The 14262-nt window shown below is 62.9% G+C and carries 10 protein-coding genes; 8 read left to right on the forward strand and 2 right to left on the reverse strand.

The genetic code is table 11. The features are described 5' to 3' along the window. Nucleotides 1-37: 37 nt before the first annotated feature. Both GTP44_RS16290 and GTP44_RS16295 read left to right on the forward strand, forming a co-directional pair. Nucleotides 38-910 (forward strand): SDR family oxidoreductase, encoded by an 873-nt coding sequence (locus tag GTP44_RS16290; protein ID WP_161020278.1) that lies wholly within the window; start codon nucleotides 38-40, stop codon nucleotides 908-910. 26 nt (nucleotides 911-936) lie between these two features. Further along, complete coding sequence (locus tag GTP44_RS16295) at nucleotides 937-1332, forward strand: hypothetical protein (RefSeq protein ID WP_161020279.1); 396 nt, start codon at nucleotides 937-939, stop codon at nucleotides 1330-1332. A gap of 28 nt (nucleotides 1333-1360) precedes the next feature. On the opposite strand, the gene GTP44_RS16300 is transcribed toward GTP44_RS16295, so the two are convergent. Continuing rightward, on the reverse strand, nucleotides 1361-3121 hold the full coding sequence (locus GTP44_RS16300) for a GGDEF domain-containing protein (RefSeq protein WP_161020280.1): 1761 nt from the start codon (nucleotides 3119-3121) through the stop codon (nucleotides 1361-1363). Between the two features lie 144 nt (nucleotides 3122-3265). Here GTP44_RS16300 and GTP44_RS16305 point away from each other — a divergent pair, with 144 nt between their 5' ends. The 6 genes from GTP44_RS16305 to GTP44_RS16330 all read left to right on the forward strand — a co-directional run bounded on the left by GTP44_RS16305 (nucleotide 3266) and on the right by GTP44_RS16330 (nucleotide 13658). Next, nucleotides 3266-3892: a methylamine utilization protein gene (locus tag GTP44_RS16305; protein WP_161020281.1), complete on the forward strand. Its 627-nt coding sequence runs from the start codon at nucleotides 3266-3268 to the stop codon at nucleotides 3890-3892. Continuing rightward, nucleotides 3889-6318, forward strand: a complete 2430-nt coding sequence (locus GTP44_RS16310; RefSeq protein ID WP_161020282.1) for a putative bifunctional diguanylate cyclase/phosphodiesterase — start codon at nucleotides 3889-3891, stop codon at nucleotides 6316-6318. The genes GTP44_RS16305 and GTP44_RS16310 overlap by 4 nt, the downstream gene beginning before the upstream one ends. A gap of 103 nt (nucleotides 6319-6421) precedes the next feature. Beyond that, complete coding sequence (locus GTP44_RS16315) at nucleotides 6422-7501, forward strand: DUF5694 domain-containing protein (RefSeq protein WP_161020283.1); 1080 nt, start codon at nucleotides 6422-6424, stop codon at nucleotides 7499-7501. A gap of 89 nt (nucleotides 7502-7590) precedes the next feature. Further along, complete coding sequence (locus GTP44_RS16320; RefSeq protein ID WP_202424112.1) at nucleotides 7591-9789, forward strand: prolyl oligopeptidase family serine peptidase; 2199 nt, start codon at nucleotides 7591-7593, stop codon at nucleotides 9787-9789. Next, nucleotides 9789-12278 (forward strand): zinc-dependent metalloprotease, encoded by a 2490-nt coding sequence (locus GTP44_RS16325; protein ID WP_161020284.1) that lies wholly within the window; start codon nucleotides 9789-9791, stop codon nucleotides 12276-12278. The genes GTP44_RS16320 and GTP44_RS16325 overlap by 1 nt, the downstream gene beginning before the upstream one ends. A gap of 177 nt (nucleotides 12279-12455) precedes the next feature. Beyond that, nucleotides 12456-13658, forward strand: coding sequence for an ammonium transporter (locus tag GTP44_RS16330; RefSeq protein WP_161020285.1), 1203 nt, complete (start codon nucleotides 12456-12458; stop codon nucleotides 13656-13658). Nucleotides 13659-13661: 3 nt separating this feature from the next. On the opposite strand, the gene GTP44_RS16335 is transcribed toward GTP44_RS16330, so the two are convergent. Beyond that, nucleotides 13662-14237: a helix-turn-helix domain-containing protein gene (locus GTP44_RS16335; protein WP_161020286.1), complete on the reverse strand. Its 576-nt coding sequence runs from the start codon at nucleotides 14235-14237 to the stop codon at nucleotides 13662-13664. Nucleotides 14238-14262: the final 25 nt, after the last annotated feature.

Below are 14262 nucleotides of genomic sequence, written 5' to 3' on the forward strand. Positions count from 1 at the left end.
TAACATGCAATCTCACCTATCCACTAAGGAGCGCATCATGACCATCCTCGTTACCGGCAGCACCGGCCGCATCGGCACCCAAATCCTCCACGCGTTGGCACGCAGCGGCGCTGCCGTCCGCGCGCTGACCCGTTCGCCAGAAAAGGCCCGTTTCCCCGAAGGCGTCACCGCGGTCAAGGGCGATCTGCTCGACGCCGACGCCATGCGGCAAGCGCTGGCCGGCGTTAAAACGCTGTTCCTGCTGGTGAGTAATGCGCCAGACGAACTGACGCAAGCGATCAATACGCTGGGCCTGGCCCGCGAGGCGGGGGTACAGGGCATCGTCTATCTGTCGGTCACACGCAGCGCTGAGTTCACCGACGTCGCGCACTTCATTGGCAAATACGCGGTCGAACGGATGATCGAACAGCTCGATCTGCCGGCCACCATTCTGCGGCCCTCCTACTTTTTCCAGAATGACGCTATGCTCAAGGAGCCACTGACAAAAGCCGGGCTCTACGTTTCACCGGTCGGCAACCAGGGCGTGTCGATGGTCGACGTGCGCGACATCGCCGACGCCGCTGTGATCGAACTGCTGCGCCGCCACGGTGCTGCGACCGCCTTGCCGCGCACGACCTATGAACTTGCCGGTCCCGATGCATTGACCGGCCCGCTACTGGCCGGTATCTGGGCCGATGTGCTGAACCGCGACGTCCGTTATGCGGGCAACGATCTTGACGTGTTCGAGCAAAACATCAAGGCAAACGCACCGGCTTGGAAAGCCTATGACCTGCGCGCCATGATGCGGCGCTACCAGATCGATGGCGCTGTTGCGACCGGCCCCGAGATCGCGCGCCTGACAGATCTGTTGGGCCGGCCGCCGCGCAATTACCGCGACTTCGCGCAAGAAACCTTGAAACAATGGCAATAACGCCCACACCACACAAGGAGCAGAGCATGAACGCATCCCACAGCACCAAGAAGGTCCTATTTATTGGCCAGCAACCGGAGACGGTCGATTTTTCCGATCCTGCGCTGCCGCCCGGATTCGATGCGGCCAAGATCCACGCCGGCATCGCCAGCGGCATGGCGCAGATGGCCGAACGCGGCTGGCAAGCCGACCTGTGCCTGGTTCGGCCCGACGCCAGCGCCGTCATCGCAATCCAACAGCAACTGGGCAGCGTTGATTATGACGCCGTGGTGATCGGTGGAGGCATCCGCATTCCACCGAAAAGCCTGATGCTGTTTGAGCAGATCGTCAATGCCGTCCACCGCGCCGCGCCCGCCGTCGCCATCGCGTTCAATACGACACCGCAAGATACCGCTGAAGCAGCGGCGCGCTGGTTTCAGTAGGCCAAGGCGGCGCGCTAAGCGCCGGTTGTCAGCCCTTGCCCGGCTGACGCCGGTCGAGGAACAGGCTGTTGCCGTGGATTTTCTTGGCTTGTTTCTTGGACTCCGCCGCCGCCATGGCGATCTGGTGGTGGCTGTGGTACAGATGCGGTTCGACGCGGATCGCGCCAATCGATAAACTCATCAACGAGTAAAACACTTTCTTGCCCTGGCGGTCTTCGCTGAGGTAGCCGCCGCGTTCGCGGTCCTCGGTGCTGTAAAAATCCGGCACGTTGCGGCTGAACTCGGCCAGCACCCGCTGGCAGCGCTGCTCCCAGTCCTCGCTCTGGAACAGCACCATGAAGTCGTCGCCGCCGATATGGCCGACAAAGTCGCGGTCGGGATCGACGCAGCCGCTGAGGATGTCGCCGGTCAGCTGGATCACGTCATCGCCGCGACGGTAACCGTAGACGTCGTTGAACGGCTTGAAGTGGTCGAGGTCGAAATAGCAGACCCAGAAGCGCGCGCCGCTTTCCAGCAGCCGGTCGATATGTTCGTTGATCGGCACATTGCCCGGCAACTGTGTCAGCGGATTGGCGTAGCGCGCGGCGTGGATCTGCATCTGCGTGATCTCGCGCATCAGGTCGTGGCCGGTGCCCATGCCGAGATAGCGTCCCTGCTCGGTGATGATGAAGCCGTTGAACAGATGGTGGGCATCGGCCTCGGCCATGCGGTAGCTCAGTTGCTGCAGGCTGGTGTTACGGTCGGCGATCAGCGGATTGCGGTCCATGAACTGGGTGCAGGATTTTTTGCCATACAGCTCGCGCTCGTAGGGCCGCGCGAAGTGCTCGATCATGTCGAAGCGGCTGATCAGCCCTTGCGGCTGTCCGTCATCGACCACCGGCAGAATCTGCAGCTTGGGCTGGCGCTGGAAAATTTCGTAGACGTCGTTATTGCTTGTGCCGCTCGACACCGCCTGAACCGGGTGCAGCAGCTTGTGGATCGTGGCGGCGTGCTTGTCGCTCAGGCGCTGCGGATACACCGCCACACCGTTGCGCGCTAACGATTTGACCACTTCGGCCGGGGCCGCGCGCGCCGGCAGCGGATGAGGGCGGCCCAGATGGTAGCCCTGGCCGAGCGCGACCCCGACGTCGCGCAGCACCAGCAACTCCGCCTGCGTCTCGATGCCCTCGGCGATGACGCGCGTATTGGATTTCTCGGCGATCTCCTGGATCGAGCGCACAAACTGCAATTTGACCGGGTCGTGATTGATGCCCTGGATGAAGTGCATATCGATCTTGACGAACTCCGGCCGCAGCTCCGACCACAGCCTGAGGCTGGAAAAACCCTCGCCCAGGTCGTCAATGGCGATGCGGAAGCCCATTTGGCGGTAATGCAACACCGCTTCGCGCATCAGTTTGTAGTCATAGGTCGGCTGGTTTTCGGTCAGCTCGATGATCACCCGGTCCGGGTTGATGCCGATCTGGTGAATGACTTCCAGCGTCTCGCCATGGCGCGCGTCGCGCTGCAGCAGCGAGTCCGGGCTGACGTTCAGGAACAACTGTCCCGGCAGTTTCAGCTCGGCGAAGCGCTCCAGCACCACCTTGCGGCACAGGTGTTCAACCTGCACCGTCAGGCCGTTGGCGCGCGCCGCCGCGAACAAATTTATCGGGGAATGCAACGGACTGTCGGACGGTCCGCGGATCAATCCTTCATAGGCGATGATTTCGCCCGTTTGCATGTGTACAATTGGTTGAAATAGTGCACTCAGTTGCTTGCGCGCCAGGATGTCGTATAAATGGGCGCGCAGCATGCCATCCTCATCGTCTTGGCGAGGTTTGAGATAAGTAACGCTTGCGTGAGAGGCCGGGTGCACAATGAATCATTTGCCAAATGTCGATTTCAATGTACGATCATAGTTTCTTTTTGTGACCGGATGATGAATTTAGGAAATCTTATGTCAGGCTGCATCCGCGTTCTCTTTTTGTTGTCCGTCGTTTCCGCCCCCGTCATGGCCGCCACCGGCATCGCAGTGCAAATACAGGATGCCACTGGCAAGGTGCTGCCGGATACCGTGGTGTATGTCGAGTCCGACGCCATCGCCCAGCAGGCCGGCCGGCCGGGCACCGCCTCCATCGAGCAGAAGGGCCTGAAGTTCCTGCCGCTGGTGACTGTGGTGCAGACTGGCGCCACCATCAATTTCCCGAACAATGACAAGGTGCGCCACCACATCTACTCGTTCTCGCCGGCGCACAAGTTCGACCAGAAGCTGTATTCCGGCCAGGCCGCCTCGCCGCAAGTGTTCGACAAGGCGGGCACCGTGGTCCTCGGTTGTAATATTCATGACAATATGATCGCCTATATCAAAGTGGTGGACACGCCGCACTTCGCCAAGACCGACGGCGCCGGCGCCGCCCGCATCGAGCTGCCGGCGGCCGGCAAATACGTGGTCAAGGCCTGGCACTACAATGCGGTGGGCGGCGCCACGGCCGAGCAGACGCTGACCGTGAAGGCCGGCGAACTGGCCACCGCCGTCTTGAAGCTGTCGCTCAAGCCTGCCGTGGTGGGAGACACCCCGCCATGACACGGAACCTGCGCTTCCGCAGTATCGAAAGCCGCATTGTTACGCTGTTCCTGGTACTGGTCGTGGCGTTGCAACTGATCGGCCTATTGGTGATCCAGCGCGGCATCGACAATAACGCGCGCCTGGCCATCGGCGCCGAGCTGAATAACGGCACCAAGGTATTCCACCGCCTGCTGGAACAGAATGCGCAAAGCCTGCGTTTCGGCGCGCGGCTGCTGGCGCGCGACACCGCCTTTGTCGCCGCCATCGGCAACAACGACGAGGGCGACCGCGCCACTATCGAGTCGGCGCTGGAAAATAGCGGCCGGCGTATCCAAGCCTCGCTGTCGATGCTGATCAGTGACCAGCGCAAGATCACCGCCACCACCAACCGGGCGCAATCGGCGGCGCTGGAGAAGATGGCGTTATCGATGCTCGATGCCGCCGAAGCCACCGATGGCGCCATCGGCATCGCCATCGTCGAGCACCGGCCATTCCAGATTGTCGCCATGCCGGTCAAGGCGCCGATCACCATCGGCTGGATCGTCATGACCTTCCCGATCGACCGCCAACTGGCCAGCGACATGCGCGAAATCAGCGCGCTGCACACCACCGTGCTGACGCGCGATCAGCAGGGCCGTTGGCTGCAAGCCGGTTCCACTTTCGCCGCGCCGTCGGCGCAGGAACTGCTCGAAGAGTTGCAGGCGCTCGGGCCGACCGCCTCGGCGCTGCCGTTCGATGTGACGGTCGAATCGGACCAGTACAGCGCGCGCCTGATGCCGATCGGCGTTGACGATGGCCAGACCGCCAGCGTGCTGCTGGCCCGCTCCATCGACGAGGCCACGGCCGAATACCGTCGTCTGGAGCGCTGGCTGGTGGGTCTGGCGCTGGCCGGCATTGCGATCTCGGTGCTGGTGATCGTGTTCACCGCCAAGCGCATCGCCCATCCGATCGGTGAATTGGTCACCACCGCCAAGCGCCTCGAAGGCGGCGATTACAACACGCCCATCGACAGCACCCGCGAAGATGAAATCGGCCAGCTGGCAAACGCCTTCGACGCCATGCGCGAAGGGATCTCCAAGCGCGAACAGGAAATCCGCCGCCTGGCGTACTGGGACACGCTGACCAACCTGCCGAACCGCGCGCAGTTCGTGCTGCTGCTGAACGATGCGCTGCTGGAGGCGCGCCGGCGCGGTGAGGCGCTGTTTGTGCTGATCATGGACCTGGACCGCTTCAAGCACGTCAACGACGTCATGGGCCACAGCTTCGGCGACGCGCTGCTGCGCCAGGTCGCGGGCCGCCTGCAACTGCTGCTGGCCAACCGCCGTCAGTCGTCGGCGCAGGTGGCGCGCCTTGGCGGCGACGAATTCGCGGTGCTGCTGCCGGCCGCCAGCACGGCGGCGGCGCTGGCCATGGCCGCCGAAATTCTGCAGGCGCTGGAAACCCCGCTGTCGCTGGAGGAGCAGACGGTCGATCTCGGCGCCGGCCTGGGCATCGCCGGCTATCCCGATCACGCCGACGTCGGCGAAACCCTGCTAAGCATGGCCGAGGTGGCGATGTACGCCGCCAAGCAACGTAACGATGGCGCCGTGATCTACGACGCGGCGATGGACAAGAGCAGCGCCCAGAGCCTGTCGCTGCTTACGGAACTGCGCAACGCGGTCGAGCGCAACGAGTTGCGCCTGCACGTGCAGCCCAAGATATCGCTGGCAACCGGCATGGTTGTGGGCATGGAGTCGCTGGTGCGCTGGATGCATCCGGAACGCGGCAATGTGTTCCCCGACGAGTTTATTCCGTTCGCCGAGCAGACCGGCTTTATCCGCGTGCTGACGCGCTGGGTGATGGAGAAGTCGGCCGAATTGTGCGGCGAGCTGGCCGCCCAAGGGCATCATCTGAAAGTCTCGGTCAACCTGTCAACGCGCGACCTGATGGACCAGGACCTGCCGGTCATGTTTGCCGACCTGCTGGCGCGCCACAAGCTCATGCCTGGTTCGTTCTGCCTGGAGATTACCGAGAGCGCCATCATGGACGATCCGGTGCGCGCGCAGCACACGCTGGAGCGCCTGAGCGCCATGGGGCTGGATTTGTCGATCGACGATTTCGGCACCGGTTATTCCTCGCTGGCCTATTTGAAGCGCCTGCCGGTGAATGAACTGAAGATCGACAAGTCCTTCGTGCTGAATATGGAAAAGGACGAAGGCGACACCAAGATCGTGCGCTCGACCATCGACCTTGGTCACAACATGGGCTTGCGCGTGGTGGCGGAGGGGATCGAGAGCGAGGCCGTATGGCGGTTGTTGGCGGAATTGGGCTGTGACCAGGGACAGGGCTACTTCATGAGCCGTCCTATTGCTGGCGACCAGATGATCGCCTGGCTGGAAAAATGGCAGGCGCCGGCCAATCTGGTCGCCACCGCGGCGGGCAGCGAGGCAGCCATCGATAGCTGAAAGTGCAATTCAGCTATCGGAAAATGCATTACGTCGCATTTTTCCGTTGAGGTCAGCGATGTCACCTTAATCTGGAGACATCGCAACCATCCAGGAAAAATCCATGAATCGTCTCTTCACCGCTTTGATTGTGGCTGGCGCTTTGCACGGCCAGGCCGCCACCGCCACCGCCGCCACCGATTTCTCGCCCGCCGCGTTCAAGCTGAAAAACGGCCAACCCGACCAGTTGCTGGTGCTGGGCACGACGCACCTTTCGAATCTGCCGAAGACATTCAACCCAGCCAATCTGAGTGGACTGATGGACCGGCTGGTGGCGTGGCATCCCAACGCCATCACAGTTGAAACCTTGTCCGGCCCCCAATGCGCTTACCTGCGCAGCTATCCGGCGCGCTATGCGGACACGGTCAAGACCTACTGCGAAGACACTACCTTGGGGCACGAGGCCACCGGGCTGGAAGTACCTGCCGCCACCGAGCAGGCGGAAAGCATGCTGGCTACGTGGCCCGAGGCGCCGTCGGCGTCGCAGCGGCGCCGGCTGGCATCGCTGTTCCTGGCGGGAGGCGAGCCGGCATCGGCCACGGTGCAGTGGCTGCGTCTTCCTGCGGCCGAGCGCCACGCCGGCGATGGCTTGAACCAGAAGTTGGTCGAGATGCTGGAGGCGCTGCGCCAGAAACGTAGTGAGGAATACCTGATCGCCGCGCCGCTGGCCGCGCGGCTCGGGCACGAGCGGCTGTATTCGATGGACGACCATACCGCCGATGCGCCATCAACGGATGAAAAAGCCTACGGCGAAGCAGTCATGAAAGCCTGGGACAACCCCCATTCCGCCGCGCGCCGCAAGACCTCGGCGGCGCTGGAGGCGCGGCTCGACACGCCGGACGGCGTGCTGGCCATGTACCGCGCCTACAATGCCGCCGGCCAATCGGAGCTGACCTTCCGCAGCGACTTCGGCGCGGCGCTTGAGGAGCCGTCGCCGCAGCGCTTCGGGCGCGAGTACGTTGCCGGGTGGGAGACGCGCAACCTGCGCATGGCAGCCAACATCCGCGAGGTGATGGCAGCGCGGCCCGGTTCGCGCATGCTGGTGATCGTCGGCGCCTCGCACAAAGGCTATCTGGACGCCTATCTGGACCAGATGCACGATGTGCGCGTCGACGATGCCGAAGCGGTTTTGCGCACCAAATAAAACACGCCGATCGACCTTGCATGGCGTTGCTTATTTATTACAAAGCGCGCTATTATCGATAGACATTCTTTGACTACATGGACCCTTGGATGAAGCAACTGAAACACGCAGCTCTCGCTGCCGCGGTACTGATGGCGCAAGGCGCCATGGCGCAAACCTGCAACGTTGCCGGCGGTGGGCTGACCTACCCGGTCACCCGCACGGTGGACCAGCAGGATAATTATCACGGCACCGTCATCACCGATCCATACCGCTGGCTGGAAGACGCCAACAGCGACGAGACCAAGCAGTGGGTGGACGCGCAGAACAAACTGACGCAAGGCTACCTGTCGCAGATTCCGAACCGCGAAGCGATCAAGGAGCGGCTGACCAAGTTGTGGAACTACGAGCGTTTCAGTGTGCCGTTCAAGGAAGGTGGTCGCTATTTCTACAGCCGTAACGATGGCCTGCAAAATCAGGCGGTCCTGTACACCATGAAGACGCTGGCCGACGTGCCACGTTTGCTGCTCGACCCGAATACGCTGGCCGCCGACGGCACCGTGGCGCTGGCCGGACTGGCCGTCAGCCCGAACGGCAAGTACCTGGCCTACAGCACCGCCGCCTCCGGCTCGGACTGGAACGAGATCAAGGTGCGCGACATTGACAGCGGCAAGGACGTCGAAGACCATATCAAGTGGGTCAAGTTCTCCAGCACCGCGTGGCTGCACGACGGCTCCGGTTTCTTCTACAGCCGCTACGACGAACCGAAGGAAGCGACCAAGCTGGCCGACGTGAACTACTTCCAGAAGCTGTACTTCCACAAACTGGGCACGCCGCAGAGTGCGGACGTGCTGGTGTACGAGCGACCGGACCACAAGGACTGGGGCTTTGGCGGCGAGGTGACCGAAGATGGCCACTATCTGGTGATCCAAGCCTCGCAGGGCACGGAGAACAAGAACCGTGTCTTCTACAAGGACTTGACCAAGAAGGACGCGAAAGTGATCGGCCTGCTGGAAGAATTCGACGCCGCCTATAACTTCATCGGCAACGACGGTCCGGTGTTCCTGTTCCGCACCGAGCGTAACGCGCCGCGCGGGCGCATCGTCAGCATCGATACGCGCAAGCCGGGTGTGCTGAACTGGAAGCAGATCGTCCCGGAAAGCAGCAATACCCTGGTGTCGGCGTCACTGGTCAACAACCAGCTGCTGGTCGATTACCTGAGCGACGCGCATAGCCTGGTCAAGGTCTACGACCTGAAAGGCAAGGCGCTGCATGATATCGAATTGCCCGGCATGGGCAGCGCCGGTGGCTTCAGCGGCAAGCGCTCGGACACCGAAACCTTTTACTCGTACACCAGCTTCAATACGCCAGCGACCATCTACCGCTACGACCTGAAGACCAACAAGAGCAGCGTGTACCGCCAGCCGAAAGTGGACTTCGACCCGAACGCGTTTGAAACCCGCCAGGAATTCTTCACCTCGCGCGACGGCACCAAGGTGCCGATGTTCATCGTCTCGAAAAAGGGCCTGAAGCTCGACGGCAGTAACCCGACCTACCTGTATGGCTACGGCGGCTTCAATATCTCGCTGACGCCGGCCTTCTCGGTGACCAATCTGGCGTGGCTGGAAATGGGCGGCGTCTATGTGGTGGCCAACCTGCGCGGTGGCGGCGAATACGGCGAATCGTGGCACGCGGCCGGTACCAAGCTGCAAAAGCAGAACGTGTTCGATGACTTCATCGGCGCGGCGGAATGGCTGGTACAGCACAAGGTGACGTCGCCGTCGAAACTGGCGATCGGCGGCGGCAGCAATGGCGGTCTGCTGGTCGGCGCCGCGATGACCCAGCGTCCGGACCTGTTTGCGGCGGCGATTCCGCAAGTGGGCGTGCTGGATATGCTGCGCTTCCACAAGTTCACCATCGGCTGGGCGTGGACGTCGGACTATGGCTCGTCCGACAATCCGGAAGAGTTCAAGGCGCTGGTCAAATACTCCCCGCTGCACAACCTGAAGAAGGGCGTCTGCTACCCGGCGACCATGATCACCACCGCCGACCATGACGACCGCGTGGTGCCCGCCCACAGCTTCAAGTTTGCGGCGACAGCGCAGGCCGACCAGGCACCGGGCGGCGCGCCGATCCTGATCCGGATCGACAGCAAAGCGGGCCACGGCGCCGGCAAGCCAACCTCGAAGCTGATCGAGGAAGTGGCCGACCGCTGGAGCTTCCTGAGCCGCGCGCTGAACATGGCCGGCGGCCAGCCGGCCTCCGCCTCCGCCTCCGCTTCCGCTTCCGCTAACGCGGCGGGTCATTAATGCGGCCCGCTTCGGCTGTGGCGCCGCTGCTGTTGGCGGCGGCAATGGTCGCCGCATTCCCGCGCGGCGCAAGTGCAGCCGAGGCGTCGCCCGGTCCGGCGACGGCCCGGCAGGTTGCCGACGTCACGCGCGGCCTGCAGTCGCAGCCGGGCTTTATCGACGTCTGGCGCGATACGACCAAGGGCAGGGTGCTGCTGTCGGTCGGGGTGTTGGAACAACCCTTCCTGCTCGTTAGCTCTCTGCCTTACGCGCTGGGCTCCAACGATGTGGGCCTGGACCGCGCGCAGTCCGGCGAAATGCGCATGGTCCATTTTGAAAAACATGGCGGCAAATTATTTCTGGTCCAGGAAAACACCGCCTATGTCGCCAACAGCGCGGATCGCGATGAACGCGCCGCCGTGCGTGAATCCTTCTCCAACTCCGTGCTGTGGTCGGGCGACATACTCGCCAGTGACAACCAGCGGCACGTGGTCGATTTTTCCAGCTTCCTGCTGGCCGACCGCCACGGCATTGCCGCGCGGCTGGCCGGCGCCAACCAAGGCGGCTACGCGGTTGACCTGTCGCGCAGCGCGGTGCTGGCCGCCGAAGCCAAGGCCTTCCCGGACAATGTGGAACTGGAATCGCTGCTGACCTTTGCCGGCCCCGGACAAGGCGACTTTGTGCGTCAGGTCGGCGCCGATCCGGCCAGCCTGTCGATGCGCCAGCGTATCAGCATGGTGCGCCTGCCCAAGCTGGAAAGCGCCGGCGGCTGGCAGCCGCGCGTCTATCATCCGTATTCAGGTGGGTTCGATACCAGCTACTTCGACTTCGCCACGCCGCTCGCCAGCAGTATTGACGTGCACTGGCAAGTGCGACACAAGCTGGAAAAGACCGACCCCGCCGCTGCCGTCAGCACGGTCAGGAAGCCGATCGTGTACTACGTCGACCGCGGCGCGCCGGAGCCGGTGCGTTCGGCGCTGATCGAAGGCGCATCGTGGTGGGCCAGCGCGTTTGAAAAAGCCGGCTTCAAGGACGCCTATCGGGTCGAACTGTTGCCGGAAGGCGTGGACGCGCAGGACATCCGCTACAACGTCATCACCTGGGTGCACCGCGCCACGCGCGGCTGGTCTTACGGTAACGCGCTGACCGATCCGCGCACCGGCCAGATTCTGCGCGGCGCCGTCACGCTCGGATCGCAGCGCGTGCGTCAGGACATCCTGATCGCCGAGGCGCTGCTGGCGCCCTACGGCAGGAACGCGCCGGCCGACCGTGCAAAACTGGCCGAGCAAATGGCGCTGGCCCGGTTGCGCCAGCTGGCCGCGCACGAAGTCGGGCACACGCTGGGCTTCGCCCACAACTTTGCCGCCAGCCGCATGGGCAATGGTTCGGTGATGGATTATCCACATCCGATCCTCAAGCTCAATGCGCAGGGCGAGGTCGATTTGTCGAATGCCTACGGCGTTGGCTTCGGCCCTTGGGACGACTACATCGTCAACTACATCTACGGTGATTTTGGCCATGGCGCGCAAGAAGCTGCCGCGTTGGCGACGCTGCGCGCCGGGGCGCGCGCCGCCGGACTGCTGTATTCCAGCGACCAGGATGCCCGCGCGCCGGGCGCCAGCCATCCGGACGGTGTGCTGTGGGACTTCGGCCCGGACACGCTCAAGACCTGGGATCAACTGGGCGCGGTGCGTCAGCGTGCGCTGCAAACCTTCTCGGCGGACGTGCTACCGGACGCGCGGCAGATCGGCGAACTGGAAGCGCGTCTGGTGCCGGTCTACCTGTTGCAGCGCTACCAGGGTGAAGCCGTGGCGCGCCTGATCGGCGGCGGCGAGTTCGATTACACCAGCGCCGGCGACGTCAAGGCGGGCATCGCCAAGGCCGGGGTTCGCGTCACGCCGGCCGCCGTGCAACGTCAGGCCATCAGTCGGCTGACCGACGCGCTGCGCGCCGAGTACCTGGCACTGCCGCCGAATGTGCTGGACGTGCTGACGCCGCCCGGGGTCGGCTATGAACGTAACCGCGAGTACTTCCTGACCCGCATGGATTCGGTGGCCGACGCCTTGTCGATCACCGAAGCCGGCGCCGCGCAGACCCTTGGTTTCCTGCTGGACGCTGGGCGCCTGAATCGTCTGGCCTGGCAGCACGCGCGCGACGCGCAGCAACCCGGCGTGCCGGAACTGCTGTCGCAACTGCTGGACAAGACCTGGAGGCGCGCCGCCATACCGGCCAGTGTGACCGGTGGCGAAGCGGTGCAGTTGTCCGCCAACTGGGTGGTGCTGGACAGTGTTCTGGGCTTGCTGGGGACAGGCAAGTTGCATCCGCAAGTGGCTGCCGAAGTGCGGCAATCGGCGGTCGAACTGGCGCAATGGCTGCAGAAAAATCCCGGCAAGGGCACCACGGCCGCCAGCCGTCAGCAAGCGGCCTCGCACATCGTCGCCTACCTGAAAGACCCGCAAAGCGTTAAATTGCGTAGCGGCTGGCCCGTCCCACCCGGTGCGCCAATTTGATTCACCTTGCACCAAAACAATGCCTATATTTAGTGCGCACCGGGGAGGTGCGCCATTTTTGCACTATTTGAAAATCTATTGAAATCAACCACTTAAAATTTGCACCAAATTGGAACGATTATTGCTTCTCATATGAAACGTTCTTAATTTTTGCATTGTTTTGGGGAGTGATTTTTGATGGATGCACACAAAGACGGCGCCAACGCGTTATTTATTCTGCTTGGCGCCATCATGATTCTGGCCATGCACGCTGGCTTCGCTTTCCTTGAGCTGGGCACTGTGCGCAAGAAAAACCAGGTCAACGCGCTGGTCAAGATTCTGGTCGACTTCGCGGTATCGACCATCGCGTATTTCTTTATTGGCTACAGCATTGCCTACGGCATCAATTTCTTTTCCTCGGCCGATGTGCTGGCTGACAAGAACGGTTACGAGCTGGTCAAGTTCTTCTTCCTGCTGACCTTTGCCGCCGCGATTCCGGCGATTATCTCCGGCGGCATCGCCGAGCGTGCGCGGTTTCACCCGCAGACCATTGCCACCGCCTTGCTGGTCGGTCTGGTGTATCCGTTTTTTGAAGGCATCGCCTGGAACGGCCGCTTTGGCATTCAGGACTGGCTGGCGCATACTTTCGGCGCCGCCTTCCATGACTTTGCCGGTTCGGTGGTGGTGCACGCGGTGGGCGGCTGGATCGCCTTGCCGGCGGTGCTGCTGCTGGGCGCGCGCCGTGGCCGCTACATGAAGAACGGTGGCGTCGCCGCCCATCCGCCATCGTCGATTCCTTTCCTGGCGCTGGGCGCATGGATTCTGACGGTCGGCTGGTTCGGCTTCAACGTCATGAGCGCGCAGTCGCTGGACAAGATGAACGGCCTGGTGGCCGTCAACTCGCTGATGGCCATGGTCGGCGGCACGCTGGTGGCGATCATGATGGGCAAGAACGACCCCGGCTTCGCCTACAACGGCCCGCTGGCCGGCCTGGTGGCGGTCTGCGCCGGCTCGGACCTGATGCACCCGCTGGGCGCGCTGGTCACCGGCGGCATCGCCGGCGCGGTGTTCGTCTGGATGTTCACGCTGGCGCAGAACAAATGGAAGATTGACGACGTGCTGGGCGTGTGGCCGCTACACGGTCTGTGTGGCGCCTGGGGCGGCATCGCCGCCGGCATCTTCGGTCACACGGAACTGGGCGGTGTTGGCGGCGTTTCGTTGCTGTCGCAGTTGGTCGGCACCGTGATGGGTGTGGCGACCGCGCTGATCGGCGGCTATGCGGTGTATGGCCTGTTGAAAGCCACCATGGGCCTGCGTCTCGACCCGGAAGAAGAATTCCAGGGTGCCGACTTGTCGATCCACCGCATCAGCTCGACCCCGGAACGCGAGTCGAACTGGTAAAGCCTACCGGTGTATCACCACCATCAGCGCCTTCGCTTCTGCTTTGCCAAGATTGCGGATGATGTGCTGCTGGTCAGCTGGGTAGCGCGCGGTCGCGCCCAGCTTCACTTTCTTCTTGCTGCTGCCGACCTCCAGCTCGACCGAGCCGTGTAGCAGCGTCAAGTGCTCCTGCGCGCCGGGATCGTGGCCTTGCGAGGCCAGTTCGCCGCCCGGCGACAGCGTCAATTCATACCATTCATATTTGCTGGCCAGTTCCAGCGGCCCGAGGATGCGCAGCACGTAGCCGGCGTGCAGACCGGGCAGGGTGGGCGTTTCGTGCGCCTCCACCACGCGGATGGTTTCCGTTTCGCGCTCGGCCGTCGCCAGCAGTTCGCCGATTTGCACGCCCAGCGCGTTGGCCAGTCGCCAGGTGATGGCGATGGTCGGATTGGCCTTTTCGCGCTCTATTTGGGATAACATGGATTTGGAGACGCCGGCGATGCGCGACAGGTCTTCCAGCGTCAGGCCGCGAGCCAGACGCAGTCGTTGCAGGGCGGCGCCGACTTCCGGCGGGGCATTGTTTGGAGCGGGTGTTGTCATTGTTTTTCGGTTGCGGAGTTCATTG

The organism is Duganella lactea, assembly GCF_009857505.1.
In the GTDB taxonomy this organism is placed as follows: domain Bacteria; phylum Pseudomonadota; class Gammaproteobacteria; order Burkholderiales; family Burkholderiaceae_D; genus Rugamonas; species Rugamonas lactea.

Coding starts and splice junctions, on each gene's coding strand:
- GTP44_RS16300 (WP_161020280.1), bottom strand. CDS start 3,121: ATGCTGCGCGCCCATTTATACGACATCCTGGCGCGCAAGCAACTGAGT.
- GTP44_RS16335 (WP_161020286.1), bottom strand. CDS start 14,237: ATGACAACACCCGCTCCAAACAATGCCCCGCCGGAAGTCGGCGCCGCC.
- GTP44_RS16305 (WP_161020281.1), top strand. CDS start 3,266: ATGTCAGGCTGCATCCGCGTTCTCTTTTTGTTGTCCGTCGTTTCCGCC.
- GTP44_RS16295 (WP_161020279.1), top strand. CDS start 937: ATGAACGCATCCCACAGCACCAAGAAGGTCCTATTTATTGGCCAGCAA.
- GTP44_RS16325 (WP_161020284.1), top strand. CDS start 9,789: ATGCGGCCCGCTTCGGCTGTGGCGCCGCTGCTGTTGGCGGCGGCAATG.
- GTP44_RS16320 (WP_202424112.1), top strand. CDS start 7,591: ATGAAGCAACTGAAACACGCAGCTCTCGCTGCCGCGGTACTGATGGCG.
- GTP44_RS16310 (WP_161020282.1), top strand. CDS start 3,889: ATGACACGGAACCTGCGCTTCCGCAGTATCGAAAGCCGCATTGTTACG.
- GTP44_RS16290 (WP_161020278.1), top strand. CDS start 38: ATGACCATCCTCGTTACCGGCAGCACCGGCCGCATCGGCACCCAAATC.
- GTP44_RS16330 (WP_161020285.1), top strand. CDS start 12,456: ATGGATGCACACAAAGACGGCGCCAACGCGTTATTTATTCTGCTTGGC.
- GTP44_RS16315 (WP_161020283.1), top strand. CDS start 6,422: ATGAATCGTCTCTTCACCGCTTTGATTGTGGCTGGCGCTTTGCACGGC.